Source organism: Pseudomonas sp. 1928-m, from assembly GCF_029269135.1.
In the GTDB taxonomy this organism is placed as follows: domain Bacteria; phylum Pseudomonadota; class Gammaproteobacteria; order Pseudomonadales; family Pseudomonadaceae; genus Aquipseudomonas.
In genome coordinates this window covers 57,722-80,874 of record NZ_JARIXO010000004.1, presented here as the reverse complement: position 1 = coordinate 80,874, position 23,153 = coordinate 57,722, and the positions used below count along the sequence as shown (strand labels likewise).

Below are 23,153 nucleotides of genomic sequence, written 5' to 3'. Positions count from 1 at the left end.
ACTCGCGCGGCGCCCACAAAAATAATAACGCCGCCTGAGACAGCCCTTATGACTGCACTCTGCACTGCCCTGCCCGAACAGCTCAGCCTGTTACTGGTGGATGACCACCGGATCTTTCTCGACGGCCTCAGCCTGGCCCTAGCCCCGCTCTGCGCCGACCTGCAGATTCGCACCGCCGAATCCGCTGCCGCCGCCGAAGCCTGCCTGCAACACGCCAGCTTCGACCTGATTCTGCTCGACCTGCGCCTGCCTGATATGCCGGGCCTGGAGTTGCTGCAACGCTGGCAACAACAAGGCCGCATGACCCCAGTGGCGATCCTTAGCGCCAGCGATTCCAATCTGGACGCCCAAGCCGCGCTGGCCGCCGGCGCGCTGGGCTTTATCCCGAAAAGTGCCAATAGCGATGAACTGCGCCAGGCAGTAACCCGCGTACTGCTGGGTGAAACCCTGCCCGCACCGCAGACGGGCGAGAAACCACAGCTCACCCCCCGGCAGATGGAAATCCTCCAGCTGCTGGCCGAAGGCTTGCCAAACAAGTCCATCAGCCGTCAGCTGGGCGTCTCCGAGGACACGGTGAAAACCCATCTGAAATCACTGTTTCAGGAGTTTTCCGTACATACCCGTACGGCTTGCGTTAGTGCGGCGCGGCAGCGGGGCTGGCTCTGACCTCTGCCGGCAACAACACCGCCAGGGCCTGGCGCAAACGGGCTGGCAGCAGCGGTTTGCCGAGCAAGGTGACATGGGCACGGGTGCAGCGTTCTTGCAGGTCGGCACTGACGTCGGCGGTAATCAGCAAGGCCGGCAGCATGCGCCCGGCCTCTTCGCGCAAACGCTCGATAACGCGCAAGCCGTCCTCGGTGGCGGCCAGGCGATAGTCGCTGATCAGCACCTGCGGCTGCGCCTCGGGCAAACACTGCAAGGCCTCGGCTGGATCGGCGCAGGCCCAGATTTCACAACCCCAGCGCTGCAATAACCCGGACAGTGCCTCGCGCCCTGCGGCGTCGTCTTCCAGCAACAACACCCGTCCGCTCAATGCTGCGGCAACGGCTGCTGGTGCTTGCCACTCGCCGGCTTCAGCCTGCGGCAGTTGCAGGATAAAGCGCGCGCCCGCGCCTGGGCTCGAATCCAGCTGCAGCGGATGCCCCAGCAACTGCGCCAGTTGCTGAACGATGGCCAGACCTAGGCCCAAACCGCGCTCGGCATTGCGCCCAGGGTTATCCAGCTGACGGAACTCTTCGAAGACCTGACTCTGCTCTTCATCGCTCAAACCCTGACCGTCATCACCGACCTCCAGCTGCACCACGCCCTGCTCCATACGGGCATGCAGCCAGACATGCCGCGCCTGGGCATGGCGCAAGGCGTTGCTGAGCAGGTTGCGCAGCACGCGCTCGAGCAGCAGCGGATCACTGCGTACCCAAAGCTCCGCGCATTGCAGCTGCAGCTCGACACCTTGGGTGTCGGCCTCGGCGCGGCTTTCACCACTCAGGCGCGCCAGCAAGGGGCGCAAAGCAAACACTTGCGGCTTGGCCTGCACCCCACCAGGCAGGGTCAGACGGGTGTAGTCGAACAGCGACTGCAACAGCCGGCTGAGCTGCTCCACGGCAATCGCCAAGCGGCTGCTGATGCGGTGCACGCCGGGGTCCTGGTTCTGCTCCAGCAGGTGCTGGGCATACAGGCCCATGGCGTTGAGTGGTTGGCGCAGATCATGGCTGGCGGCGGCCAGCAGGCGCAGCTTGCGTGCATCGTCGGCTTCGGCGCGCTGCCGCGCCAGATCGAGTAAACGCAGGTTGAGCCAGGCGCCGCGTTGGCCGTGCTCCTGCAGATAGGCACCGACACTGCCAATCAGGTTGGCGCAGAACAGAAATAGGCCCTGATAACCCAGCGCCACGCTACCGCCGCTAAGCCACAGACCAAGCAGCAGAAACAGTCCACACACGCCCCAGGAAGCCAGGCTGACGGAGCGGAACGATACCCCCAGCAGCACGTAACCAAACAGCAGTACCAGAAACAGCCCGTCATAGGGCATGGCTACGCCCAAGCTCCAGCACAGATGAATGATCACCGCCACGGAAATACCGTTGAGGGCATAGGCCGCTACATAGACCAACAAGGCGCGGCGCGGCGGGCTATGGGGGCGGCGACAGTAGAAGAAAGACAGCAACGCACCGACTATGCCCAGCAGCCGCACTGGCAAGGTGGCAAGACTGGTATGGAGAGGCAGCAGCAACAGATCGAGGGCGGCGTAGACCAGTTGAAAGATCACCGCCGTGCTGATGATCAGCAGCAGGCGGCGGCGAATACGCTGCACCCGGTGCTCGACAAACTCGTCCTCCAGCACCTTGGTAAAACGCAGCCTGCTATAGCCTCGGCGCTGCTGGGTCAGCAGCAAGGCTTCCTGACGCTCCAGGCTCATGGTTTACAACTCAGGTGACGGGCTGTCCTGCTGTTTAGCGGCAATGGCGTCATAGGTTTCCACCCGGTGCTGATCTTCGGCGCTGAATAGACGCTGGCGCAAACGCTGCTGCTCCTGCTGCTGATCCGCAGCACTGAGGCCATTGCCCTGCAAGGCGGCAAGTTCCTGCTGGTAGGTGGCATAGCGTTGTTGCCAGGCGCGCTCGTTACGCTGCTCGCTGAGCAGACGTTCGACCGTGGGCGGATCATAGGTCAAGGCCAGCAGCTGGCGCACCTGCTCTTCGCTGGCGCCCTCCTGCCAGAGCTTGTCTGTCTGAACCTGCAACGCCTGCGCCTGGGCCTGACGCTCTTCACTGGCGCGCATGGCTTCGGGGAGCTGAGCACGCAAACGCTCCTGCGCCTGAGCCTTGGCGTGTTCACTGAGATCAGTACGGGCCATCAGCGCCAGATTATCCAGGGTGTAGCGGCCGTAGGCTTCCTCGGCGCCGAACAGGGCTTCTGCTGCTGCGCTGGAAAAATGCGCCCGGCGCAACTCTGCAAGCTGCTCGAAGGCCCGCTGCAGGGCAACCAACTGGCCATCCGGGGTGCTTTGCTGCGCTGTGCTCAAGGGTTGCTGCAGCAGCGCCAGGCTGGCGCGTTTGTAATCCATATAGTCGCCCAGCAGGCCAATAAACTGGCCCAGAGCGGGTTCCGGCAAACGTCCGCGCGCGTCAGCCAGCATCACCTCGACCACGGTTTCCAGCCCAGCCTGATCGGCGGCGCTGAGGAAATAATCCAGGTAATCACGCAGCGCCAGGTTCAGTTGCAGATTGCCGGCACTGTCCGCTTTCAATTCACCATCCACTTCGGTGCCCTGCAAACCTGGCAGGCTTGCAGGTGCTCTAGCAGTTGAGGTACCTGGTTTGGCGGTTGCCAGCAGAGGGCTGGGAGCAACGGACAGAGGCGCCGTAGCGGCAGCAGAAACAGCAGGCGCGACGGGTAACGCAGCGGCTGGCCACTGCCAGTAAAGCGTAAGGCCGGCAACGCAGCCGGCCAGTACCAGGAGAGGAACAGTTGAGCGCAACGACAGGGCCATATGACCTCCAGAATGCGGGCTGCATGGCGCAGCCCGCCGGGTGACGGTCAGACGCCTTTGCTTTTCAGGCGGTTGGCATGTTGGCGATACAGTGAAACCGGCTCGGTCCAGCCACGCACGCCGAACAGATGGTTGATCGCATCCACGTGGTTCATGTTGTAGTCATCACCGATCACCTGCCCCAGGTAAGTGGAGCAAACGCCGACCAGGCCATCGTTCTTCTCGCTACCAAAGGCCAGCCCAGTGATGGCGAGAAACGGATCGACCGCATCAAAGACGTTGGTGTAGGAGGTGTTGCCGGTCCAGGAGTAGTAACGGATGTTGTGCCCACGCACGTTGTGCACTTCAGTGGACTTGGCGCAGTAGCTGCTGCTGTTCACGCCCCACGGATGGCGACCATTCAATGCAGTGGTGCCGGCAGTGGTCAGGGTTTTCAGCGCGGCCAGGCCGTTTTGCGGGTTGCTGCTGCCAGACAACAGGTTGATCACCGCGCCTATGGCGTTGGCCAGACCATTGGCCCCGCCTTCGATGGCGCTGTTCGGCGGGATCACACCGCGCAGCACATCGGCAACTTTCGAGCCTTTGTTCACCCCATTGACCGAGGTTACCGAGGCCACCAGATCGGGACGCAACGAGGCGGCAACGCGCGAAGTTGGCGACCCCTGACTGTGGCCGATCAGATTGACTTTGCCGCCATTGGCACCGGCCCACGGCACAATCTGCTGCGCCAGGGCGGCGCCGCGCTGTTCACTGTCATTGAGTGCCGACACACTGGCCACATAGACCTTGGCGCCATCGCGCTCGAGGTTCCAGGGGATGGTGTGGAAATAGTTGATCAGGCCGCCGATGGTGTCGAAGCCGGTCACCCCGTGCACCAGCACGATCGGGTATTTGGTCTTGGTGTAGTTGGCCTGGGCCTCAACCGCGCCGACCAGGGCGCATACAGCTAGAGCAGAAGTAATAACGCGACGCATGGGTGCCTCCTTATTTTTCTTGTTGGCACGCCGGGAAACTGCGTCCGGCGTACTCACAACTCTAAGGAGGTGCTTGGAGCTGGGCTATCGCCCAGATGGGTGATGCCTCAATGCTGCGAGGCGATGGCCTGTGCAACGGCGGCCAGCAATGCCGGGTCATCCGGGGTGGTGCTACTGGGGAAGCTGGCGATCACCTTGCCCTGGGCATCGATCACATACTTGGAGAAATTCCAGCGCGGCGCCTGGCTTTGCGCGGCCAGTTCCTTGAACAGCGGCAGCGCATCGCTGCCGGTAACACGCTGGGTTTCGCTCATGGGGAAGGTCACGCCGTAATTGACGTAGCAGACCTTGGCGATTTCTTCGCTGTTGTCGGCTTCCTGACGGAAGTCATCGGAAGGCACACCGAGAATCTGCAGGCCCTGCTCCTTATAGCGCTGGTAGAGCGCTTCCAGGCCTTTGAACTGCGGAGTAAAGCCGCAGAAGCTGGCGGTATTGACCACCACCAGCGGCTTGCCGGCAAACTGTGCGCACAGATCGATGCGCTCCTCGCTGCGCAGCTTCTGCACCTCCCCCTGCAGCAACGCCGGGCATTCGGCAGCCTGCGTCGGCCCAACCCAGGCACTGAGCAGAGCGACAACCAGCAGGGAAAAACGCCACATACACATCACCTTGAGTAACTGGAACGACAGAGTAACAGCCTTAACATACACCCAAACCCAGCTGCAGAAAGGCCAGGCCACTTTGCAGCCAGCCCCACCAGGCCAGGCCCAGGGCCAACATGCCGCCCATCACCAGCGCGGTGTTCCAGCCATAGTCGGTATTCATGCATTCGCCTCCTGTTGTTGCAAACGGGCCACGGGCAGCTCGCGTACTGGCCAGTTCAGCGCGGCGGCCAGCAGGCTGAGCAGCACGGCAATCTGCCAGACCAGATCATAACTGCCGGTATGGTCATACAGATAGCCGCCCATCCAGCCGCCGAGAAAAGCCCCCAACTGGTGGAACAGAAAGACGATGCCACCGAGCATCGACAGATTGCGCACACCGAACAGGGTCGCCACCGTGCCGTTGGTCAGCGGCACCGTCGACAGCCACAACAGGCCCATGGCCACGCCAAAGGCATAGGCGCTCCACACCGTCAGTGGTGTCAGGATAAACGCCACAATCACCACCGCCCGCGCCAGGTACAGCGCGCTGAGCAGGCGCGGTTTGGACATCCGCCCACCCAGCCAGCCGGCGATATAGGTGCCAAAGATATTGAACAGACCCACCAGCGCCAGCACCGTAGTGCCGACCAGCGCCGGCAGATGCTGGTCGACCAGATAGGCTGGCAGATGCACGCCGATAAATACCACCTGAAAACCGCAGACGAAAAAGCCCAATGCCAACAGCCAGAAACCGGAATGGCTACAGGCCTCGCGCAAGGCTTCACCCAGGGTCTGCTCCTGACCGGTGAGCGGCAGCGGCGTGTCCTTGAGCATGGCCGCCAACGGTATGATCAGCGCCACCAGCAGGCCCAGGGCCATCAACGCCACCGACCAGCCGAGCCAGCTAAGCAGACCCAGGGTGCCGGGGAGCATGGCGAACTGGCCAAAGGAGCCGGCGGCGGCGGCGATGCCCATGGCCATGCTGCGTTTTTCCATCGGCACGGCGCGGCCCACTGCACCGAGAATCACCGAGAACGAGGTGCCGGACAAACCAATACCGATCAGCAGCCCGGCGCTCAGCGACAGGCTCAAGGGCGAATCAGCCAGGCCCATGCAGCCGAGGCCAATGGCATACAGCACGCCGCCGACAATCACCGTGCGTTTGGCGCCAAAACGATCAGCCAGGGCGCCGGTAAACGGCTGGGTCAGGCCCCAGATCAGGTTCTGCAAGGCAATGGCGAAGGCAAAGACCTCACGGCCCCAGCCAAACTCGGCGCTCATCGGTGGCAGGAACAGACCAAAACCATGGCGAATACCCAGCGACAGCGCCAGGACCAGCGATGCGCCCAGCATTAACCAGCCACTGGTGCGCCATAACGAAGTCATAGGTTGTCCTTTACGGGTAGCGACCCGCTTATCAAGAAATCGGCAATATGGCGCAGGTATATACCGCTACCCGCTCAAGTGACAGCTACAGCTGTTCGGCAATCCAGTGCTACAGATTGCACCTTGAGCTAGCCATGCTGGCAAGCCGACCATCGGCTAACAGGCCGCTGAGAACACCATCTACGTGGGCAAGTCTGCGTTGAGAACGGCCGGCTAATCGAACAGCAGCGGCGCGGCACTGGCGCGCTGGGCGAAGAACGCCAGCAACTGCTTGTGGTAGTGGCTGTACACCTCGGGCGGCAGCCAACGCTGGTAGATCGCCAGGGTGCTAGCGGGCGCAGCAGAAAGCTCACGAATGGCCTGGTCGAGACGCCCGGCCATGCGCGCGCCCCATGGCGTGCGTGAGCAGTAGATACCCACCGTCACCAGTTCGGCGTTTTCCCGCAACGGCACGCTGACCAGCGCATCACTGAGGCTGAAATGACGCATCACCTCGGTGTAGATCACCGGGTAATCGAAGACATAATCCAGACGGTGATGGCTGACCATCAGCAGCAGGTTTTCCCCACCCTGGCTGCCACCCAGCTCGGGGAGATGCCCTGCGGCGTGCGCCTGCAGCAGGCGTTCACGAATCGACGCGGGATAGACCCGACTCTTGGCCAGAGCGCCACGCAGATAGGGATTGCCGAACAGCCAGTCGAGGCTGACCTGGCCGTCTTCGATCAGCAGTTGATCGCGGGTTTGCCGGCGGACCAGCACATGGATCGGCGTGGTCGCCACATAGGGTACGAAGTAACCTTGCTGATCACGCTCGGGGCTCTGCAGCTGGCCGCTGCTGCACATTTCGCTCTGCTCGCCCATGCGCTGTTCGACGCGCGCCATGGGCAATACTTCGTAGCGCATCTGCAGCTCGGGCAGGCGTGCAGCCAACAGTTGCATGGCCTCGAACAGTACACCATCAACCACCTGACCCTCGCGCACATTGAAGACACCCGGGATCGGCACAACGCCCCACACCAGCTCCTCGGCCTGCAATACGTCAGCACAGGGCAAGGCCCCGAGCAATGCCGCCAACAGCGTCGAGTAAAACGACCTGCGCACCATATACATCCCTGCTACGTCTTGCTGTCCTTACACGCTAGCAGGCCAAGGCCACCAGCACCGCGCACTCGGCTATTTCCAGCAGAGCTCCGGCGGTATCACCGGTGGTGCCATCCAAACGTTTGAGCATCAAGCTGCGCAGCCAGATAAACACGCCACCGGCTACCAACAAGGCCAGCAGCGCCGGCCAGCCAAACAGCAACATGGCCAGGGCATTGGCGGCCAGCACCCAAGGCAATTGCCGGCGCGGCAGATGCTCGGCCAACGCCTGACCGAGGCCGCCAGCGCGCACATAAGCTGTGGTCAGAAACAGCAGCGGCAGCAGGCAGCGCGCCAGCCAGGGCACCAGCACCAGCAGCAACCCTGAGCCGCTTTCCAACAAGGCCACCAGCGCGGCAAACTTGAGCAATAGCAGCAGTACCAGCACCACCACCGCAATCGGCCCGCTGCGCGGGTCTTTCATAATGGCCAGGGTGCGCTGTTTATCGCCAAAGCCGCCAACCCAGGCATCGGCACTGTCGGCCAGGCCATCCAGATGCAGGCCGCCACTGATGCCCACCCACAGCGTCAACAGCAGTGCCGCCTGCAACAGCACCGCGCTATCGCCCAGCAGTTGCTGCGCCGCGAGCAGCAACACACCGATCAACAGCCCCACCAGCGGGTAGAACAACAGTGAGCGGCCGACCTGCTCAGGCGTCGGCATGCCGGCCAGGGTCACCGGCAAGCGGGTAAGAAATTGCAGGGCAATCCACCAGGGGATCATGCGCGTTCCCACAACTGCCCCTGTTCATCCAGGCACAGTTGATAGCGCTCTGCATGGCCGACCGGTACCTGCAGCAGATCATTGCGCGGCAAGCCACGCGCACGCGCCAGCAGCAGGCGGATCACCCCGCCGTGGGTAACCAGCAGCAAGCGTTCGCCGGCATGGCGTGCCTGCAAGCGCTGCAAGGCGCCCAATATCCGCGCCTCGAAGGCCAGCAGCGGCTCGCCTTCGGGCGGGGTAAAGCCATAGGGATCGCTCCAGAAACGGCCCAGATCGTCTGCGCTGGTCTGCATCAGTTCGGCAGTGCTGCGCCCTTCCCATGCGCCGAAATGCAGCTCTTGCAGATCCGGTTCCAGACTAAGTGGCACACCATGCTGCGTTGCCAACTCTTCGGCAAAGCGCGCACAGCGCTGCAAGGGCGAGCTGATCAACCGATCCCAGCGGCTGCCGTCAGCCACCGCCGCGCGCAGCTGCGCCCAGCCGGTTTCGGTCAGGGCATCGTCGAGGCTACCGCGCAGGCCGCCGCCCAGTTCAGTTTCACCGTGGCGTAGTAATTCCAGATAAACCGTCATGCAGGGCGCTCGGCCACCTCCGCTTCGGCAAAGGTGGCCATCTCGTTATGCAGGCTGCAGGCCAGTTGCAGCAGCGGTACAGCCAAGGCGGCACCACTGCCCTCACCCAGGCGCAAGCCCAGATCGAGCAGCGGCTCGGCTTGCAGCGCCTTGAGCACCCGCTGATGGCCAGGCTCGGCGCCAGTGTGGGCAAACAGCAGCCATTCACGGCAAGCCGGATTCAGCTGCACCGCCAGCAAGGCGGCAACGCTGCAGATATAGCCATCCACCAAGGCGGTAATGCCCTGCTGCGCGCAGGCCAGATAGGCACCGCTCAGCGCAGCAATCTCGAAGCCGCCGAGGCGCTGCAAGATGTCGATGGGTTCGCTGATCGCCGGGCGATGCAGCTCCAGCGCGATCTCAATCACCTCGGCTTTATGCGTCACGCCCGCGCGGTCCAGACCGGTGCCCGGGCCGACCAGATCCAACGCCGGACATTCCAGCAGCAGGCAGGCCATGGCCGTGGCCGCTGTGGTATTGCCGATGCCCATCTCGCCGCCGATAAACAGCTGGCTGCCGGCTTCGCGGGCGCGCTGCACGCTGGCCTGGCCGGCATCCAAAGCCATGAGTAACTGCGCGGCAGTCATCGCCGGGCCTTGGGCAAAGTTCGCCGTGCCCGCGCCGATATGCAGATGACGCACGCCGCGCAGCGGTTCCAGCGGCAACGCGGTGCCCAGGTCGATAACCTCAAGCGTTGCGCCCAGCTGCTTGGCCAATACGCTGATCGCCGCGCCGCCGCCGACGAAGTTGCGCAGCATCTGCCCGGTAACTGCCTGGGGGAATGCCGATACACCCTCGGCGACCACGCCGTGGTCGCCGGCAAAAATACTGATCCACAGTTGCTCGACCTGCGGCCGCTGGCTGCCCTGCATGGCCGCCAAGTCGATGGCCAACTGCTCTAGCTGACCGAGCGAGCCGGCCGGTTTGGTCAGCTGCTGCTGGCGCGCCTGGGCCTTGCTGCGTGCCGGTATATCCAGCGCCTGACAGCCCTGTTGCCACCATTGCTCACTCATAGCGCTTTCCCCTTGAGAACCATCGGCAAACCCGCCACGGTAAACACCACACGCTCGCAACGCTCAGCCAGGGCCTGATGCAGCCAGCCCGCCTCGTCAACATAACGGCGGGTCAGCTCGCCCAGCGGCACCACGCCCAGACCGGTTTCATTGCTGACCAGCAGAATCCGCCCCGGCAAGTCGCTCACACAATCCAGCAGCGCATCGCGCTCGGCGCTCAGGCGCGCCGGGTTATCCAGCATTAACAGATTGGTCAGCCACAGGGTCAGACAATCGACCAGCAGGCACTTATCCGCAGCGGCCTGCTCACGCAGCACTCGAGCCAAAGCCAAGGGTTCTTCCACCAGCCCCCACTGCGCCGGACGACGTTCGCGGTGATGTTGAATACGCGCATTCATCTCGCCATCCAGCGGCTGGCTGGTGGCGATATAAGTGACCGCCAGGCCGCACTCGGCCGCCAGTCGCTCGGCCAGACGGCTTTTACCGGAGCGGGCACCGCCAAGAATCAGTTCATGCATAGTTCACCTTTGTTCGAATTCAGTACCACGGACCGTGGGAGGGGCTTTAGCCGCGACACTTCTAGGCCAGCCAATCGCGGCTAAAGCGGATCGCCGCCCGGCCCCTCCCACAAAAGCCCCGCATACAAGCGCGTGCTTTGTAGCCCGGATGCAATCCGGGAGCGATCTTATGCCCGCCACCGCTGTCCCGGATTTCATCCGGGCTACAGGTTACAAAGCTCACGTAACTTCTTCGTATCCAGATGCGCCTCGACCAGATCGGCCAAGCGCTCAATATCACGCTCGCGCAGGGCGTGGTAATCCACTGCCTGCACCTCGCGCAGGCCAGCCCAGCGCAGCAGTGCGCTACAGGCTTCGCTGCTTTCAAACAAACCATGCAGATAGGTGCCGAGCACCTGGCCATCGGCACTCAGCGCTCCGTCGCTACGGCCATCATCCAGTTGCACCGCCGCCGCATCCAGGGCTACGCCACTGCTGACCCCGGCATGAATCTCGTAACCGCTGACCGGGGCATTTTCCAGGCACAGCTGGCCACGCACATTGCGCAGCTGTTTCTCCGACTCCAGCACGGTGCGGAAATCCAGCAGCCCCAGCCCTGGGCTGGAACCCGCCGCGCCTTCCAGGCCATAGGGGTCGTCGATCTGCGTGCCGAGCATCTGCAAACCGCCGCAGATACCCAGCAGCTTGCCGCCATAGCGCAGGTGCTTATCGATAGCCGCCGGCCAGCCCTGCTCACGCAGAAAGGCCAGATCGCTGCGTACGCTTTTCGAGCCGGGCAGGATAATCAGGTCGGCTGCAGGAATCGCCTGGCCAGGGCCGACAAAGGTCAGCTCGACCTGCGGGTGCAGGCGCAGCGGATCGAAATCGGTGTGGTTGCTGATGCGGGGCAACACCGGTACCACCACCTTGATCCGCTCGGCGACCTTGGCGCTCTGGCGAATATCGATGGCGTCCTCGGCTTCCAGGTGGAAATCCATCAGGTAGGGCAATACACCCAGCACCGGCTTGCCGGTGCGTTGCTCCAGCCAATCCAGCCCCGGTTGCAGCAGGGCGATATCGCCGCGAAAACGGTTGATCACAAAACCCTGCACCCGCGCCTGCTCGCTCTCGGAGAGCAACGCCAGGGTGCCGACCAGATGGGCAAACACGCCGCCCTTGTCGATATCGGCAATCAGGATTACCGGGCAATCCACCGCCTCGGCAAAGCCCATATTGGCGATATCGCCGGCGCGCAGGTTGATCTCCGCAGGCGACCCCGCACCCTCCACCATCACCACCGGATAAGCGGCGCTGAGGCGCTGGTGCGATTGCAGCACCGCCTGCATCGCCACCTTCTTGTAGTCGTGATAGGCCACGGCATCCATGCTACTCAGGGCGCGGCCATGGATGATCACCTGGGCGCCGGTATCGCTATTGGGCTTGAGCAGCACCGGGTTCATATCGGTGTGCGGCGCCAGTCCGGCGGCCTGGGCCTGCACGGCCTGGGCGCGGCCAATTTCACCGCCGTCAGCAGTGACTGCGCTGTTGAGCGCCATATTCTGCGGTTTAAACGGCACCACGCTCACACCCTGGCGAGTGAGCCAGCGGCACAGCGCGGTTACCAGGGTGCTCTTGCCGGCATCCGAGGTGGTGCCCTGCACCATCAGTGTGGTCATGGCAACTCTCCAGCGAAGACCACCAACGCTTGCTGCAAACGCTGCCAGCCGGCTTCATCCGGCGGCAGACCAAAACGCAGGCTCAGCGGCTGTTCAAACAGGCGAGTAAGAATCCCCTGCAGGGCGAGAAACTCATGCAGCAAGGCGGCCTGCGGTGTGCAACAGAACTGGAACAGCGCACAACCGCCTGTAGGACTGAGCCCATGCGCAGTCAGCAGCGCCGCCAGACGTTCGCCATCGGCCAGCAACCGCTCACGTTGCACCTGCTGGCCGGCCATATCCTGCAATAACGCCGTGGCCACCACCCGGCTCGGCCCACTGATGGCCCAAGGGCCAAGCAACTCGGCCAGTTGCGTCAGCAGCTGCGGCTGCGCCAGGACAAAGCCCAGGCGAATGCCCGCCAAGCCGAAAAACTTGCCAAACGAGCGCAGCACGATCAGCCCCGGCAGCTCGCTGAACGCCGCCAGGCTGAAGGCCGGCGTGCAGTCGATAAAGGCCTCGTCCACCACCAGCCAGCCGCCCCGTTCGGCCAAACGCCGATGCCACTCCAGCAAACGCGCAGGTTCGACGCGGCGCCCGGTGGGGTTGTTCGGATTGACCAGCAGCAAGACATCAATGCGCTCCAGCGCCCGCTCAATCGCTCCTTCGCTGAGTTCCAGAAGACGGTGCCCTTCACGCTGCCAGGCCGCCGCATGCTCGGCATAAGCCGGCGAAACGATACCCACCGTGACGTTGCGCAGTAGACGCGGCAGCGCCTGGATCGCGGCTTGCGAACCGGCTACCGGCAGCAAGTTGCTCACGCCGTAGTAATCGCGGGCGGCGATTTCCAGGCCGTCCTGCTGCTCGGGCAGGCGTGCCCAAGTACTCGCGGGGATCGCTGGCAGCGGCCAACCGTAAGGTGCGATGCCGGTGGACAAATCCAGCCAATCCGCCAAAGCAATGCCATAACGCAGCGAGGCCGCGCGCAAGCGACCGCCGTGCTCAAGCATAAGAAGGTTCAAGCATAAAAAGCCCCCCACAACAGCAGCAGCGCCAGCCACAGCAACACACCGCCGTTGACCAGATTGAGTGCCCGTTCGATATCGCGCGCCTTGGGTTGCGGCCCCGCGCCCAGTTCAGGGCGTATATGCAGCTCGCCRTGATATTCCGCCGCGCCGCCCAGGCTGACGCCCAGCGCCCCAGCGCCTGCCGCCATCACCGGGCCGGCATTGGGGCTGTCCCACAGCGGCGCCTGGGTACGCCAGCAACGCAGCGCCAGCATGGTTTTACCGAGCAGCGCATAGGTCAAGGCGACCAGCCGTGCAGGCAGATAATTGAGTGCATCGTCGATCTTCGCCGCGGCCCAGCCGAAGCGTTCAAAGCGCTCATTGCGATAGCCCCACATGGCGTCCAGAGTATTACTCAGGCGGTAAAGCACCACGCCCGGCGCACCGGCAATCACAAACCAGAACAATGCAGCAAACACTGCATCGCTGCCGTTTTCCAGCACCGACTCGCTGCCAGCGCGGGCCACACCCGTGGCGTCCAGCTGCGCGGTATTGCGGCTGACCATATAGCCAACCCGCTCGCGCGCCAGGCGCAAATCACCCAGGCGCAGCGCCTGGGCCACCGGCATGGCATGCTCGCCCAGGCTTTTCAGGCCAAGCGCGGCGTACAGCGCAAGAATTTCCACCGCCCAACCCAGCCCGCTGATCTGGCTCAACAGCCAGGCCAGCAGGGTCAGCGGCAATACCGCCAGGCACCAGGCGCTGACGCCATGGCTGCGCCAACCGCCGCCCGCCGGATTGAAGCGCTGCTCGATACGCTCGGCCATACGACCAAAGGCCACTAGCGGATGCCAGCACTTGGACTCGCCAAAAATCGCATCCAGGGCGACCCCGGCGCAGGTGCTGAGAACCAGGCTCATGGCGTGCCCCACTGGTTCTCAAACAGCAACTCACTGAGCGGTCGTGGCTCGGCCCAGCCTTGCTGCACCAGCATCGGCGCCTCATAGAATTCTGTCACCGGCCCCAGGCACAGCACCGCCAACGGTTTGCTGCCGGCCGGCATGCCGAGCAAATCCGCCAGGGCCTGGGGCTCGAACAGCGAAACCCAGCCCATACCCAAACCCTCGGCGCGGGCAGCCAGCCAGAGGTTCTGAATCGCGCAGGCCAGGGACGCCAGGTCCATTTCCGGCAAGGTGCGCCGGCCAAACACATGGGCCTCGCGGCCCTCCATCAGAGCCACCACCAGCAGCTCGGCGCAGTCGCGGATGCCCTCGACCTTGAGCTGCATAAACTCATCGCTGCGCTCGCCCAATGCTTCGGCGGTGCGCAGGCGCTCCTCCTCCACCAGGCCGTGAATCGCCTCACGCAGGGCCGGGCGGGTGATGCGAATAAACCGCCAAGGCTGCATCAGCCCGACGCTGGGGGCCTGATGCGCGGCTTCGAGCAATCGCGCAAGCAGCTCCGGTACCACTTCACCACCGCTGAAATGGCGCATATCGCGGCGCTCAGCGATGGCGCGATACACCGCCGCACGCTCCTCAAGGCTGAAGGCCTGCTCGCTCATGCCGGCGCTCCGGGCAGAAACAGCGCGGCAGCTGCAGCCGGATCGGACGGCAGATAGAAGTGGATATAGGAGGCGGTCATTCGGCCCTGGCGATAGACCGCCTCACTGGTGCGCTTGTAGTTCGGGCATTCGCCACGGGTCAGCGGTTGCAGTGCGCTGCTTAGCGCCGAGTAGTGGAAACTGTGGCCGCGCAGCAACCCTTCCGGCAGCTCAGCCTGTTGCAAGGCCATGGCGGTCATGCGCGGTTGCAAGCTCGCCTCGCCACTTAACAAACCGAGCATCTGCCCGCTGGCGCCCTGTTTGTCGGTCAGTTTGTCGAGTAGATAGAGCATGCCGCCGCACTCGGCATGAATCGGCTTGCCGGCTGCATGGTGCGCGCGAATCGACGCGGCCATGGGCTGGTTGGCCTCAAGCGTGGGCAGATGCAACTCTGGGTAGCCGCCGGGCAGATACAGGCTGTCGATATCGGGCAGTTGCTGATCGCTGAGCGGGGAAAAGAACGTCAATTCAGCGCCCAGCTCGCGCAGCAGATCGAGGTTGGCCTGATAGAGAAAGGCAAAGGCGCTGTCGCGCGCCACGCCAATCCGCACGCCATTAAGCAACCGCGCGGGCCTTGCCTGCTCAGGTGCGGCAAAGCTGACCGGCGGCGGTAGGCTGGTATCGGCACTGGCGGCCAAGGCATCAGCGGCGGCGTCCAGGCGCGCATCCAGGTCGACCAGCTCACCCGCCTGCACCAGACCCAGATGGCGACTCGGCAAACCGACTTCGGCGCTGCGCGGCAAGGCGCCGTACCAGCGGATCGAGGCCGGCAGCGCGTCGCGCAATATCTCGCCGTGCCGCGTGCTGCCAACCCGGTTGCCGAGCACCCCGGAGAACGGCAGATCAGGCTGAAAGGTCGCCAGACCATGGGCCATAGCACCGAAGGTCTGCGCCATGGCCGAGCCGTCGATCACCGCCAGCACTGGCACACCAAAGTGCCGCGCCAGGTCGGCCGCAGACGGCGTGCCATCGAACAAGCCCATCACCCCTTCGATCAGAATCAGATCAGCTTCACCTGCGGCTTCCCAGAGCAGCTTGCGGCTCTCCACGGCGCCGACCATCCACAGGTCGAGTTGATACACCGGCGCGCCGCTGGCGCGGGCGAGGATCATCGGGTCGAGAAAGTCCGGGCCACACTTGAACACCCGCACGCGCTTGCCCTGACGCGCATGCAAACGCGCCAAGGCGGCGGTCACCGTAGTCTTGCCTTGGCCGGAAGCCGGTGCGGCGATCAATAACGCCGGGCATGAACGAGCGCTGGTCAAAACTCGACCCCCTTCTGCGCCTTAACCCCGGCCTTGAACGCGTGCTTGATCAGGCTCATCTCGGTGACGGTATCCGCCGCCTCGATCATCCCCGGCAGCGCGCCGCGACCGGTTACCACCACATGCTGCAGCAACGGCCGCGCTTCGATGTCGGCGAGCACCGCGTCGAGTTCCAGATAGCCGTATTTCAGGGCGATATTCAGCTCGTCGAGCACCACCAGGCCGATGGCCGGGTCATTCAGCAGCTGCGCCGCCACCGCCCAGGCTTCGCGGGCCTTATCGATATCGCGCTGGCGATCCTGCGTCTCCCAGGTAAAGCCCTCGCCCATTACGTGGTAGCTGACTTCATCGGGAAAGCGGCGGAAGAAGGTTTCTTCGCCGGTGCTGGCCGCCCCCTTGATAAATTGCACCACGCCGACCTTGAGGCCGTGACCCAGGGCGCGGGCGACCATGCCAAAAGCGCTGCTGCTCTTGCCCTTGCCATTGCCGCTGTGCACCAGCAGCAGGCCGTACTCGTCCTGGGCCTGGGCAATCTTTTCATCGATCAGGGCTTTCTTGCGGGCCATGCGCGCCTTGTGCCGGGCGTCACGTTCAATCGATTCAGTCATCGCGCTGCTCCACCGCCACAGGGCGATCTGGCTGGAAAAAGCACGCGGGGATAGGGACAGCGCGGGCCTGCGCATAGGGCAAACCACACGCCAGCCATCGCCCTCCGCGATGCCGTGGACTGCAACAGGCCGGTCTCCGGGCTTGTGAGCGAACCTTGCGGTTCTATACCGCGCCTTCCCATGCTTGAGCACAGTGGCAATAGCGGCGTTTGACTCACTTACCGTTGCGGGGGCAGCGTCGGAATAGTTGGCGTAAATGCACAACGCACCGACTTCCCAGTTTCACCCCGCGCACGCACAGCGTCGGGGGCACCTGTTACAAGGCGCGAAGGGTAGAGAGTTGGTGCCGGAGCGTCAAACCGAGATGCAGTGAAAAGTCTTTAATAGTACCTAAGCGAGCTGACTGCCCTGTTGCACTCACACACTCAGCCCCCTTTGCTACGCAAGTAATTTGCATTCTCCGACCGCTCATGGGTTACCGCATAATCCAGCGCACTCCAACCGAGGGAGTCTAAATCCCGTAGACGTGCGCCAGCCTCAATCAACAGTGCCATAACGGCCAAATCTGCATGCTGGGCAGCATGCATCAACGGAGTGCGGAGGCCATGCTTTATGTCATATACACAAGGCTCACGCTCTATCTCCTCAATACTTTTATACGAGCGATTGGGATCAGCACCACGCTCAAGCAACAAGCTGACTACTTCAGGCTGAGCATTCTCGATGGCATAGAACAGAGCAGTTTTACCAAAGCCATTGGCATAATTAATCGACGCTCCTTTATCCAACAAATAGATCAACGCGTCACGATTACTCAGGGCAAAGAACAGTGCTGACTCGTCGCCACGATCAAGACTATCGAGACGCTCGGCTAGCATCTGAATAATCGCTAATGGCGCATTACGAGAAAGAGCCAGCTTCAACGCTTGATCAATATCCTCGGCGGCCGGTTCCTCATCCAATGCAGCAGCTACTTGCTCAGCTTCAAGTATTGGCGCATTAGCTGCAGTAGCCAGAGCCGACAATTGCTTAGGGCGAGTGCTAAATGAGCTGGAGCCAGGAAATGCCCCCGCAGCGCGCATGTAGACCAACCCCATGACTTTATTTGCCAACGACCTGGCTTTTGCCTGATCTAGCCCCATAGCACGATAGTGATGCTCAAGTAGCGGTTCGGTTTGCTTACGACTCTGGATAAACGCCTGGCGTAATCTATAACTCGAAGGGCTCTCGACAGCCCACGCTGCAAAATAAGAATCTTGTACTTGTGGGTCTGTCAGCCACAGATTGGCATCAAGAAACAGCCGTGGCGCAATGCCGGCCTTCAACAGACCAAAGTGGTAGTAACGCCACTGCGCATAAATGATCGTTCCGGTACACACACCAGGCTGCGGCTGACCTCGAATTTTCTCAGCTAATTGCAGGATATCTGCCATAAAAGGCAATGCCGCTAACCCTGCACCACAGGTGTAATCGACCTCAACAGGCGAGCCATGCCCTGAGCCCAAATCAATCGACTCAACAAAAACCAGCTCAGGAAATTTTTGCATTTCCGCGCAAGAAATCACGCCATCATCTAGCGGCCCCAAATGCTGTTGCTGTGCATAAAGCGGCGCAGTGCTGAACGACATGGTTATGAGCAGCCCACATACAACACCCATCCTTGAAAAACACTGCATGTACGCTCCTAAAATAAGCCCTCGATTTACACAGGAAGCATAAAGCCTGCCTCCAAAGAGAAAGCATTTAATGCCTGGGCATAAAGCCTGCGGGCTTGCTGGCCAGCCACTCGACAAAGGTACGCAGGCGTTCATCACTGAGCAGGCTGTCGCGGTTGTTGTAGGTCAGCGCCAGCTCCTTTTCGCTGAACAAGCGGTGGATCTGGTTGTGGCAGGCGCGGCAGACCCAGAGCGTGGCGCTGATGCGCTCGCTTTTGCCGAAGCGTTTCTGCACATAGACCTTGTTGTGCAGCGCCTTGGGGATCAGGTGATGGCGCGTCAGAGCAGCCGAGCGGGCGCAAAGTTCGCAGGCATCAGGTTGATCGGGCAGACGAATCGGTTCGGGCATACAGGCTCAGCGTTTACGGCACAGGCTCAGGCCGTCACCTAAAGGCAGTAGGGACAGGTCGATACGCGGATCATCCCGCAGCGCCAGGTTGAGCGCCTGAATCGCCCGGGTGTCGGCGCTTTCGGGGTGTTCCTCAAGCACACGCCCGCTCCACAGGGTGTTATCGAACAGGATCAGTCCACCCTGGCGCACCAGGCGCAGGGCATGTTCCAGATAGGCTGGGTAATTGGCCTTGTCGGCATCGATAAACAGCAGATCGATACTGCCAGCCAGGTCCTCAGCCTCCAGCGCCGCCAAGGTCTGTAGCGCAGGGGCCAGACGCTGTTCGATACGCGAGCTGAATCCGGCTTCACGCCAGTAACGCTCGGCCGTAGCGTTGTACTCGCCAGGGATATCGCAGCAGATCAGTCGACCATCCTCGGGCATGGCCTGGGCCATGCAGATGGCGCTGTAGCCGGTAAAGGTGCCGACTTCGACAATCCGCCGCGCGCCAGTCAGCTGCACCAGCAAGGCCATAAACTGCCCCTGCTCAGGGGCAATCTGCCAACGCGCCGTACTCAGCTGCGCGGTTTCCTCACGCAGACGTTTGAGCAGCGGTGTTTCACGTAGGGAAACATCCAGCAGATATTGATACAGGGCGGAATCGAGATTGAGCGTTCGATTGGTCATGCCTACTCCCTCTGCCGACCAAAGCTGTCAGGGGTTGCGCGCCAGTTCCGGAGTAAATACGCGCTTGGCATTCAGATAAGTGCGTTGCCAATACGTATTGCTCAGGCTATCCAGGCGTACAGTGCCGCCGCTGGAAGGCGCATGTACGAAACGGCCATCGCCGACATAGATACCGGCGTGACTGACCTGACTGCCGCCATTGGTGGCAAAGAACACCAGATCGCCACTTTGCAGGCGGTCGCGACCGATAGCCGGGACGCGCATGCTGATCAGTTCACGGGTCGAGCGCGGCAGACTGATACCCGCCGCATCGCGGTAGACATAGCCAATCAGACCACTGCAATCAAAGCCGCCATCCGGGGTATTACCGCCGTAGCGATAGGGCGTGCCGACCAAGCCCAGAGCGCGAAATAGCACATCATCGGCATTGCCGTTAAAGCTGCCGATTGGCGCATGCACAACAGGTTGCGGGGTTGGCGTGGGGGTATGGCTGGCACAGGCGCTGAGCAGCGCGGCAAGCACAATCAAGCTGAGACGGGCGATAGCGGTCATGGACGAGCGATCCTGAGCCGGGATGCGCCCTACTCTGCCGGCTTGCACATCGTAGTGCAAGCTTTAGCTTTGCTTGGCAGGTTATTGAAAACTATCGAGATGCGCCTGGATTATCGATTAATCGCAGCGACCGAACTGATTCAGCCGCCACTCACAGGGTCAAGGGTGGCGTACAACCGACTCGCTTGGAGCCAGCGCCAGGGCGCGTTTGGCCTCGATAAAGGTACGCGACCAGTAGCGATCATCCAGGCTATCGACCCGCACGCCACCGCTGCGGCTGCTGCTGGAGTGGATAAACTGGTTATCGCCCATGTAGATGCCGGCATGGCTGACGCGGTTACGGCCATTGGTGCTGAAGAACAGCAGATCGCCCGGTTCCAAGTCATCACGCGACACCAGCGGTGCGTCGATATTGATCATGTCGCGGGACGAGCGCGGCAGTTTCATGCCCAGCTCTTCCTTGAACAGATAACCGATAAAGCCGCTGCAATCGAAGCCGGATTTCACCGTGCTGCCACCGTAACGATAACGGGTACCCACCAGCGACAGGCCGTGAGACAGAATGCTGTCAGCCAGTTCCGGCAGTTTGTAGGATTTGTCTTCAGTGAAGTCGCCCAGAGCCGCTTCTTTGGCTTGTTCGTCAAACTCGGCAAGGTCTGTCGAGGAGAACACTGCAGGCTGGGTTGCCAGCTGCGGCTGTGGGGCATGGTTGGCGCAGGCGGCCAGAACCAGGGAGAGTGCGATAGGCACGAGGGGTGCGAGGCGTTTGAGCATGGGCACGACCGTGTCGGYGAATTTCACAAGAGCGCGACTATGCCCTCTATGGCATGCATTTGCAAATTCTATGGCTCTAAATGTGACTCAGTAGTTCTGGCAAAACATCTAACGCCCGCCCTTGTAGATGCACATCCACCCGAGCGCTCAAGTCGGTGCGCTGCGGGTTGATATCCACCGTAAAGCCGCCCGCCTGACGGGTCCGCAGCAGTGGTTCGACGATATACGGGAAGCTCGCGCTGGTGCCGATGCTGATCACCACCTCAAAGCCTTTGCGCACCTCGTCATACAGCGTACCGATGGCCTGCTCAGGCAACATTTCCTCGAACAGCACCACTGGCGGGCGCAGCACCCCGGCGCATTGCCGGCATTTGGGTGGTAGCGGTCGCTCGAGATGTTCTGCCAGCTCGGCGTCGACAGCCCCGCAGGACTGACAATACAGCGGCGCCAGCTCACCATGAATCTCGATCACCCGCTCCATCGGGCTGCCAGCGGCGCAGTGGTAGCCGTCGATATTCTGGGTCAGCAGCCAGCATTCAGGCTTCTTGCGTTGCAGCTCGGCGATGGCGAAATGTCCGGCATTGGCCTTGGCACCCAGGCAAGCCTTGCCCAGCTCCGCCAGGTATTTCCAGCACAAAGCGGGGTCACGCTGCAGCATCGGGCCGGACAACGCTTCCTCAATCGGCAAGCCTTCGGCGGTGTGGCCGTTGTACAGGCCACCGAGGCCGCGATAGGTGGGCAAACCTGAGTCGGCAGACAGGCCGGCACCGGTGATCAGCAGGATGCGTTCAGCCTGTTTGATTGCTTGGGCAACACGGGCAATGACCTTGTCCATCTCGATCCCTCATGCGTAGGGTGGACGACGCTCTTTTCGTCCACCGCAACAGCGCCATGGTGGATGGAAAAGCCTCATCCACCCTACACCGACCGGCTCAGTGGTTGACCGTATGCGCCAGCATCACCGACAGCTGACACAGCGGCCGCCCGCTCTGCTCGTGCCATTGGTTGAACGCGGCTTGCACGGCTGCCAGCTCTTTCAGGCTGGTGGGCGCCTTGTCGATGATCTTCTGCGCCTTGAGTGCAGCGACCATGTCATCGCTGGGCACAAAGGTGTCCTTGCCGACCATGCGCAGAAAACGCGGCGCAGACAGCCCGCCAAGCTGACTGCCGTGCTTGGCCAGGTACTTCCACAGCCCGACCACATCGCTCACAGGCCAGTCGGCGATCAGCGCGCCAAAGCTGCCCTTGTCCTTCTGCACATCGAGGATGAACTGGGCGTTGCGTGGCACGCTCTTGAGCTTGCCGAGGTGACGGATGATGCGCGCATCCTGCATCAGGTTTTCCAGACGCTCGGCGCCCATCAGCACGACTTTCTCCGGATCAAAGCCGAAGAACACCTGCTCGAATGCCGGCCACTTGGCATCCACCAGGCTGTGTTTGAGGCCGGCACGAAACACCCGCAAGCTGAGTGTCGACAGATAGCGGTCATCACTGATCGCCCGCAGCTCCTCGGCGCTGCGCGGCTGCGGCAGGATCGACTCCAGCTCGGCGACCGAGCCAAAGCGGTTCAGGCAGTATTCGTTAAGCCATTTGTAATCGCGCATCGGGCAATCCTTGAGCCGGGAAACCGCAGGATCAGAGGTTCATCACGTCGAGAAAGCGCGGCGTGGCGCTGTCATCGATTTTCAGGCTCTTGAAGTCGAACAGGTTGCGGTCAGCCAGCTGCGACGGCACTACGTTCTGCAGGGCGCGGAACATGATCTCGGTGCGCCCCGGCGACTTGCGCTCCCAGTCCTGCAGCATCTCCTTGACCACCTGGCGCTGCAGGTTTTCCTGGGAGCCACAGAGGTTGCACGGGATGATCGGGAATTCCTTGAGCTGGCTGTAAGCCTCGATATCCGCCTCGTTGCAGTAAGCCAGCGGACGAATCACCACGTTACGGCCGTCGTCGGCACGCAGCTTGGGCGGCATAGCCTTGAGGGTGCCGCCGTAGAACATATTGAGGAAGAAGGTTTCCAGAATATCGTCGCGATGGTGACCCAGGGCCATCTTGGTCGCGCCGATCTCGTCGGCAAAGGTGTACAGGGTGCCGCGGCGCAGGCGTGAACACAGCGAACAGGTGGTCTTGCCTTCCGGAATCTTCTCCTTGACCACCGAATAGGTGTCCTTCTCGACGATGTGATACGGCACACCGATGGACTCCAGATAGGCCGGCAGCACGTGCTCGGGGAAGCCGGGCTGCTTCTGGTCCATGTTTACCGCAACAATCTCGAACTTGATCGGCGCGACCTTCTGCAGGTGGAGCAGCACGTCGAGCATGGTGTAGCTGTCCTTGCCGCCGGACAGGCAGACCATGACCTTATCGCCATCCTCGATCATGTTGAAGTCGGCAACGGCTTCGCCGGCCTGGCGACGCAGGCGTTTTTGCAGTTTGTTCTGATTGACCGAGAGGGTGCCCATGGTGCGCTGGAGTCCGGAAG

Annotated in this window: 26 protein-coding genes and 1 riboswitch; of the genes, 1 reads left to right on the top strand and 25 read right to left on the bottom strand. The window is 62.1% G+C overall.

Annotation, left to right across the window (positions count from 1 at the left end; all coding sequences use genetic code 11):
- The first annotated feature begins 48 nt into the window (after nucleotides 1-48).
- The gene (locus tag P3C18_RS14245; RefSeq protein ID WP_275962514.1) at nucleotides 49-666 is read left to right on the top strand and encodes a response regulator transcription factor; all 618 of its coding nucleotides are present in this window, start codon (nucleotides 49-51) and stop codon (nucleotides 664-666) included.
- Here P3C18_RS14245 and P3C18_RS14240 read toward each other — a convergent pair.
- From P3C18_RS14240 to ttcA, 25 genes are all read right to left on the bottom strand, one after another.
- Nucleotides 635-2,413: a hybrid sensor histidine kinase/response regulator gene (locus P3C18_RS14240; protein ID WP_275962513.1), complete on the bottom strand. Its 1,779-nt coding sequence runs from the start codon at nucleotides 2,411-2,413 to the stop codon at nucleotides 635-637. The genes P3C18_RS14245 and P3C18_RS14240 overlap by 32 nt on opposite strands.
- Before the next feature lie 3 nt (nucleotides 2,414-2,416).
- Nucleotides 2,417-3,244 carry a lipase secretion chaperone gene (locus P3C18_RS14235; protein ID WP_275962512.1) on the bottom strand — a complete coding sequence of 276 codons (828 nt, stop codon included), beginning with the start codon at nucleotides 3,242-3,244 and terminating at the stop codon, nucleotides 2,417-2,419.
- Between the two features lie 290 nt (nucleotides 3,245-3,534).
- Nucleotides 3,535-4,461, bottom strand: coding sequence for a triacylglycerol lipase (locus P3C18_RS14230; RefSeq protein ID WP_275962511.1), 927 nt, complete (start codon nucleotides 4,459-4,461; stop codon nucleotides 3,535-3,537).
- Between the two features lie 107 nt (nucleotides 4,462-4,568).
- Nucleotides 4,569-5,120 (bottom strand): redoxin domain-containing protein, encoded by a 552-nt coding sequence (locus P3C18_RS14225; RefSeq protein WP_275962510.1) that lies wholly within the window; start codon nucleotides 5,118-5,120, stop codon nucleotides 4,569-4,571.
- A 40-nt stretch (nucleotides 5,121-5,160) separates the two neighbouring features.
- A complete protein-coding gene (locus P3C18_RS14220) occupies nucleotides 5,161-5,286 on the bottom strand; it encodes a hypothetical protein (protein WP_256665152.1) in 126 nt (41 codons plus the stop codon).
- Entirely contained in the window at nucleotides 5,283-6,491 is a 1,209-nt protein-coding gene (locus P3C18_RS14215) for an MFS transporter (RefSeq protein WP_275962508.1), read from the bottom strand. Before P3C18_RS14215 ends, P3C18_RS14220 begins: the two co-directional genes overlap by 4 nt.
- A gap of 213 nt (nucleotides 6,492-6,704) precedes the next feature.
- The gene (locus P3C18_RS14210; RefSeq protein ID WP_275962507.1) at nucleotides 6,705-7,592 is read right to left on the bottom strand and encodes a hypothetical protein; all 888 of its coding nucleotides are present in this window, start codon (nucleotides 7,590-7,592) and stop codon (nucleotides 6,705-6,707) included.
- A gap of 37 nt (nucleotides 7,593-7,629) precedes the next feature.
- Nucleotides 7,630-8,355, bottom strand: a complete 726-nt coding sequence (locus P3C18_RS14205) for an adenosylcobinamide-GDP ribazoletransferase (protein ID WP_275962506.1) — start codon at nucleotides 8,353-8,355, stop codon at nucleotides 7,630-7,632.
- On the bottom strand, nucleotides 8,352-8,927 hold the full coding sequence (gene cobC, locus P3C18_RS14200) for an alpha-ribazole phosphatase family protein (RefSeq protein WP_275962505.1): 576 nt from the start codon (nucleotides 8,925-8,927) through the stop codon (nucleotides 8,352-8,354). Before cobC ends, P3C18_RS14205 begins: the two co-directional genes overlap by 4 nt.
- Nucleotides 8,924-9,979 (bottom strand): nicotinate-nucleotide--dimethylbenzimidazole phosphoribosyltransferase, encoded by a 1,056-nt coding sequence (cobT, locus tag P3C18_RS14195; RefSeq protein WP_275962504.1) that lies wholly within the window; start codon nucleotides 9,977-9,979, stop codon nucleotides 8,924-8,926. Before cobT ends, cobC begins: the two co-directional genes overlap by 4 nt.
- Nucleotides 9,976-10,497, bottom strand: a complete 522-nt coding sequence (gene cobU / locus P3C18_RS14190; RefSeq protein WP_275962503.1) for a bifunctional adenosylcobinamide kinase/adenosylcobinamide-phosphate guanylyltransferase — start codon at nucleotides 10,495-10,497, stop codon at nucleotides 9,976-9,978. Before cobU ends, cobT begins: the two co-directional genes overlap by 4 nt.
- A gap of 203 nt (nucleotides 10,498-10,700) precedes the next feature.
- A complete protein-coding gene (locus tag P3C18_RS14185) occupies nucleotides 10,701-12,152 on the bottom strand; it encodes a cobyric acid synthase (protein ID WP_275962502.1) in 1,452 nt (483 codons plus the stop codon).
- Nucleotides 12,149-13,141 carry a threonine-phosphate decarboxylase CobD gene (cobD, locus tag P3C18_RS14180; RefSeq protein WP_275962501.1) on the bottom strand — a complete coding sequence of 331 codons (993 nt, stop codon included), beginning with the start codon at nucleotides 13,139-13,141 and terminating at the stop codon, nucleotides 12,149-12,151. The genes P3C18_RS14185 and cobD overlap by 4 nt, the downstream gene beginning before the upstream one ends.
- 8 nt (nucleotides 13,142-13,149) lie before the next feature.
- Complete coding sequence (gene cbiB / locus P3C18_RS14175; RefSeq protein WP_275962500.1) at nucleotides 13,150-14,058, bottom strand: adenosylcobinamide-phosphate synthase CbiB; 909 nt, start codon at nucleotides 14,056-14,058, stop codon at nucleotides 13,150-13,152.
- Nucleotides 14,055-14,702, bottom strand: a complete 648-nt coding sequence (gene bluB, locus P3C18_RS14170) for a 5,6-dimethylbenzimidazole synthase (protein ID WP_275962499.1) — start codon at nucleotides 14,700-14,702, stop codon at nucleotides 14,055-14,057. Before bluB ends, cbiB begins: the two co-directional genes overlap by 4 nt.
- Nucleotides 14,699-16,006 (bottom strand): cobyrinate a,c-diamide synthase, encoded by a 1,308-nt coding sequence (locus tag P3C18_RS14165; RefSeq protein WP_275962498.1) that lies wholly within the window; start codon nucleotides 16,004-16,006, stop codon nucleotides 14,699-14,701. The genes bluB and P3C18_RS14165 overlap by 4 nt, the downstream gene beginning before the upstream one ends.
- The gene (gene cobO / locus P3C18_RS14160; protein WP_275962497.1) at nucleotides 16,003-16,614 is read right to left on the bottom strand and encodes a cob(I)yrinic acid a,c-diamide adenosyltransferase; all 612 of its coding nucleotides are present in this window, start codon (nucleotides 16,612-16,614) and stop codon (nucleotides 16,003-16,005) included. Before cobO ends, P3C18_RS14165 begins: the two co-directional genes overlap by 4 nt.
- A gap of 109 nt (nucleotides 16,615-16,723) precedes the next feature.
- Nucleotides 16,724-16,946: riboswitch (cobalamin riboswitch) on the bottom strand.
- 93 nt (nucleotides 16,947-17,039) lie between these two features.
- Nucleotides 17,040-18,290 carry an ankyrin repeat domain-containing protein gene (locus P3C18_RS14155; protein ID WP_275962496.1) on the bottom strand — a complete coding sequence of 417 codons (1,251 nt, stop codon included), beginning with the start codon at nucleotides 18,288-18,290 and terminating at the stop codon, nucleotides 17,040-17,042.
- A gap of 67 nt (nucleotides 18,291-18,357) precedes the next feature.
- Entirely contained in the window at nucleotides 18,358-18,678 is a 321-nt protein-coding gene (locus P3C18_RS14150; protein ID WP_275962495.1) for a hypothetical protein, read from the bottom strand.
- A gap of 6 nt (nucleotides 18,679-18,684) precedes the next feature.
- Nucleotides 18,685-19,347 (bottom strand): class I SAM-dependent methyltransferase, encoded by a 663-nt coding sequence (locus tag P3C18_RS14145; RefSeq protein WP_275962494.1) that lies wholly within the window; start codon nucleotides 19,345-19,347, stop codon nucleotides 18,685-18,687.
- A 27-nt stretch (nucleotides 19,348-19,374) separates the two neighbouring features.
- Nucleotides 19,375-19,899, bottom strand: a complete 525-nt coding sequence (locus P3C18_RS14140; protein ID WP_275962493.1) for a C40 family peptidase — start codon at nucleotides 19,897-19,899, stop codon at nucleotides 19,375-19,377.
- Nucleotides 19,900-20,058: 159 nt separating this feature from the next.
- Complete coding sequence (locus tag P3C18_RS14135) at nucleotides 20,059-20,673, bottom strand: C40 family peptidase (protein ID WP_275962492.1); 615 nt, start codon at nucleotides 20,671-20,673, stop codon at nucleotides 20,059-20,061.
- Nucleotides 20,674-20,749: 76 nt separating this feature from the next.
- Complete coding sequence (locus P3C18_RS14130; RefSeq protein WP_275962491.1) at nucleotides 20,750-21,508, bottom strand: NAD-dependent deacylase; 759 nt, start codon at nucleotides 21,506-21,508, stop codon at nucleotides 20,750-20,752.
- Nucleotides 21,509-21,605: 97 nt separating this feature from the next.
- A complete protein-coding gene (locus P3C18_RS14125) occupies nucleotides 21,606-22,277 on the bottom strand; it encodes a DNA-3-methyladenine glycosylase I (protein WP_275962490.1) in 672 nt (223 codons plus the stop codon).
- A gap of 31 nt (nucleotides 22,278-22,308) precedes the next feature.
- The gene (gene ttcA / locus P3C18_RS14120) at nucleotides 22,309-23,133 is read right to left on the bottom strand and encodes a tRNA 2-thiocytidine(32) synthetase TtcA (RefSeq protein ID WP_090253070.1); all 825 of its coding nucleotides are present in this window, start codon (nucleotides 23,131-23,133) and stop codon (nucleotides 22,309-22,311) included.
- Between the last annotated feature and the right edge of the window lie 20 nt (nucleotides 23,134-23,153).

Coding starts and splice junctions, on each gene's coding strand:
- P3C18_RS14205 (WP_275962506.1), bottom strand. CDS start 8,355: ATGATCCCCTGGTGGATTGCCCTGCAATTTCTTACCCGCTTGCCGGTG.
- P3C18_RS14225 (WP_275962510.1), bottom strand. CDS start 5,120: ATGTGGCGTTTTTCCCTGCTGGTTGTCGCTCTGCTCAGTGCCTGGGTT.
- P3C18_RS14130 (WP_275962491.1), bottom strand. CDS start 21,508: ATGGACAAGGTCATTGCCCGTGTTGCCCAAGCAATCAAACAGGCTGAA.
- P3C18_RS14230 (WP_275962511.1), bottom strand. CDS start 4,461: ATGCGTCGCGTTATTACTTCTGCTCTAGCTGTATGCGCCCTGGTCGGC.
- P3C18_RS14185 (WP_275962502.1), bottom strand. CDS start 12,152: ATGACCACACTGATGGTGCAGGGCACCACCTCGGATGCCGGCAAGAGC.
- cobO (WP_275962497.1), bottom strand. CDS start 16,614: ATGACTGAATCGATTGAACGTGACGCCCGGCACAAGGCGCGCATGGCC.
- P3C18_RS14125 (WP_275962490.1), bottom strand. CDS start 22,277: ATGCGCGATTACAAATGGCTTAACGAATACTGCCTGAACCGCTTTGGC.
- cobT (WP_275962504.1), bottom strand. CDS start 9,979: ATGAGTGAGCAATGGTGGCAACAGGGCTGTCAGGCGCTGGATATACCG.
- cobU (WP_275962503.1), bottom strand. CDS start 10,497: ATGCATGAACTGATTCTTGGCGGTGCCCGCTCCGGTAAAAGCCGTCTG.
- cobC (WP_275962505.1), bottom strand. CDS start 8,927: ATGACGGTTTATCTGGAATTACTACGCCACGGTGAAACTGAACTGGGC.
- P3C18_RS14215 (WP_275962508.1), bottom strand. CDS start 6,491: ATGACTTCGTTATGGCGCACCAGTGGCTGGTTAATGCTGGGCGCATCG.
- ttcA (WP_090253070.1), bottom strand. CDS start 23,133: ATGGGCACCCTCTCGGTCAATCAGAACAAACTGCAAAAACGCCTGCGT.
- P3C18_RS14155 (WP_275962496.1), bottom strand. CDS start 18,290: ATGCAGTGTTTTTCAAGGATGGGTGTTGTATGTGGGCTGCTCATAACC.
- bluB (WP_275962499.1), bottom strand. CDS start 14,702: ATGAGCGAGCAGGCCTTCAGCCTTGAGGAGCGTGCGGCGGTGTATCGC.
- cobD (WP_275962501.1), bottom strand. CDS start 13,141: ATGCTTGAGCACGGCGGTCGCTTGCGCGCGGCCTCGCTGCGTTATGGC.
- P3C18_RS14140 (WP_275962493.1), bottom strand. CDS start 19,899: ATGACCGCTATCGCCCGTCTCAGCTTGATTGTGCTTGCCGCGCTGCTC.
- P3C18_RS14240 (WP_275962513.1), bottom strand. CDS start 2,413: ATGAGCCTGGAGCGTCAGGAAGCCTTGCTGCTGACCCAGCAGCGCCGA.
- P3C18_RS14145 (WP_275962494.1), bottom strand. CDS start 19,347: ATGACCAATCGAACGCTCAATCTCGATTCCGCCCTGTATCAATATCTG.
- P3C18_RS14245 (WP_275962514.1), top strand. CDS start 49: ATGACTGCACTCTGCACTGCCCTGCCCGAACAGCTCAGCCTGTTACTG.
- P3C18_RS14150 (WP_275962495.1), bottom strand. CDS start 18,678: ATGCCCGAACCGATTCGTCTGCCCGATCAACCTGATGCCTGCGAACTT.
- P3C18_RS14220 (WP_256665152.1), bottom strand. CDS start 5,286: ATGAATACCGACTATGGCTGGAACACCGCGCTGGTGATGGGCGGCATG.
- P3C18_RS14135 (WP_275962492.1), bottom strand. CDS start 20,673: ATGCTCAAACGCCTCGCACCCCTCGTGCCTATCGCACTCTCCCTGGTT.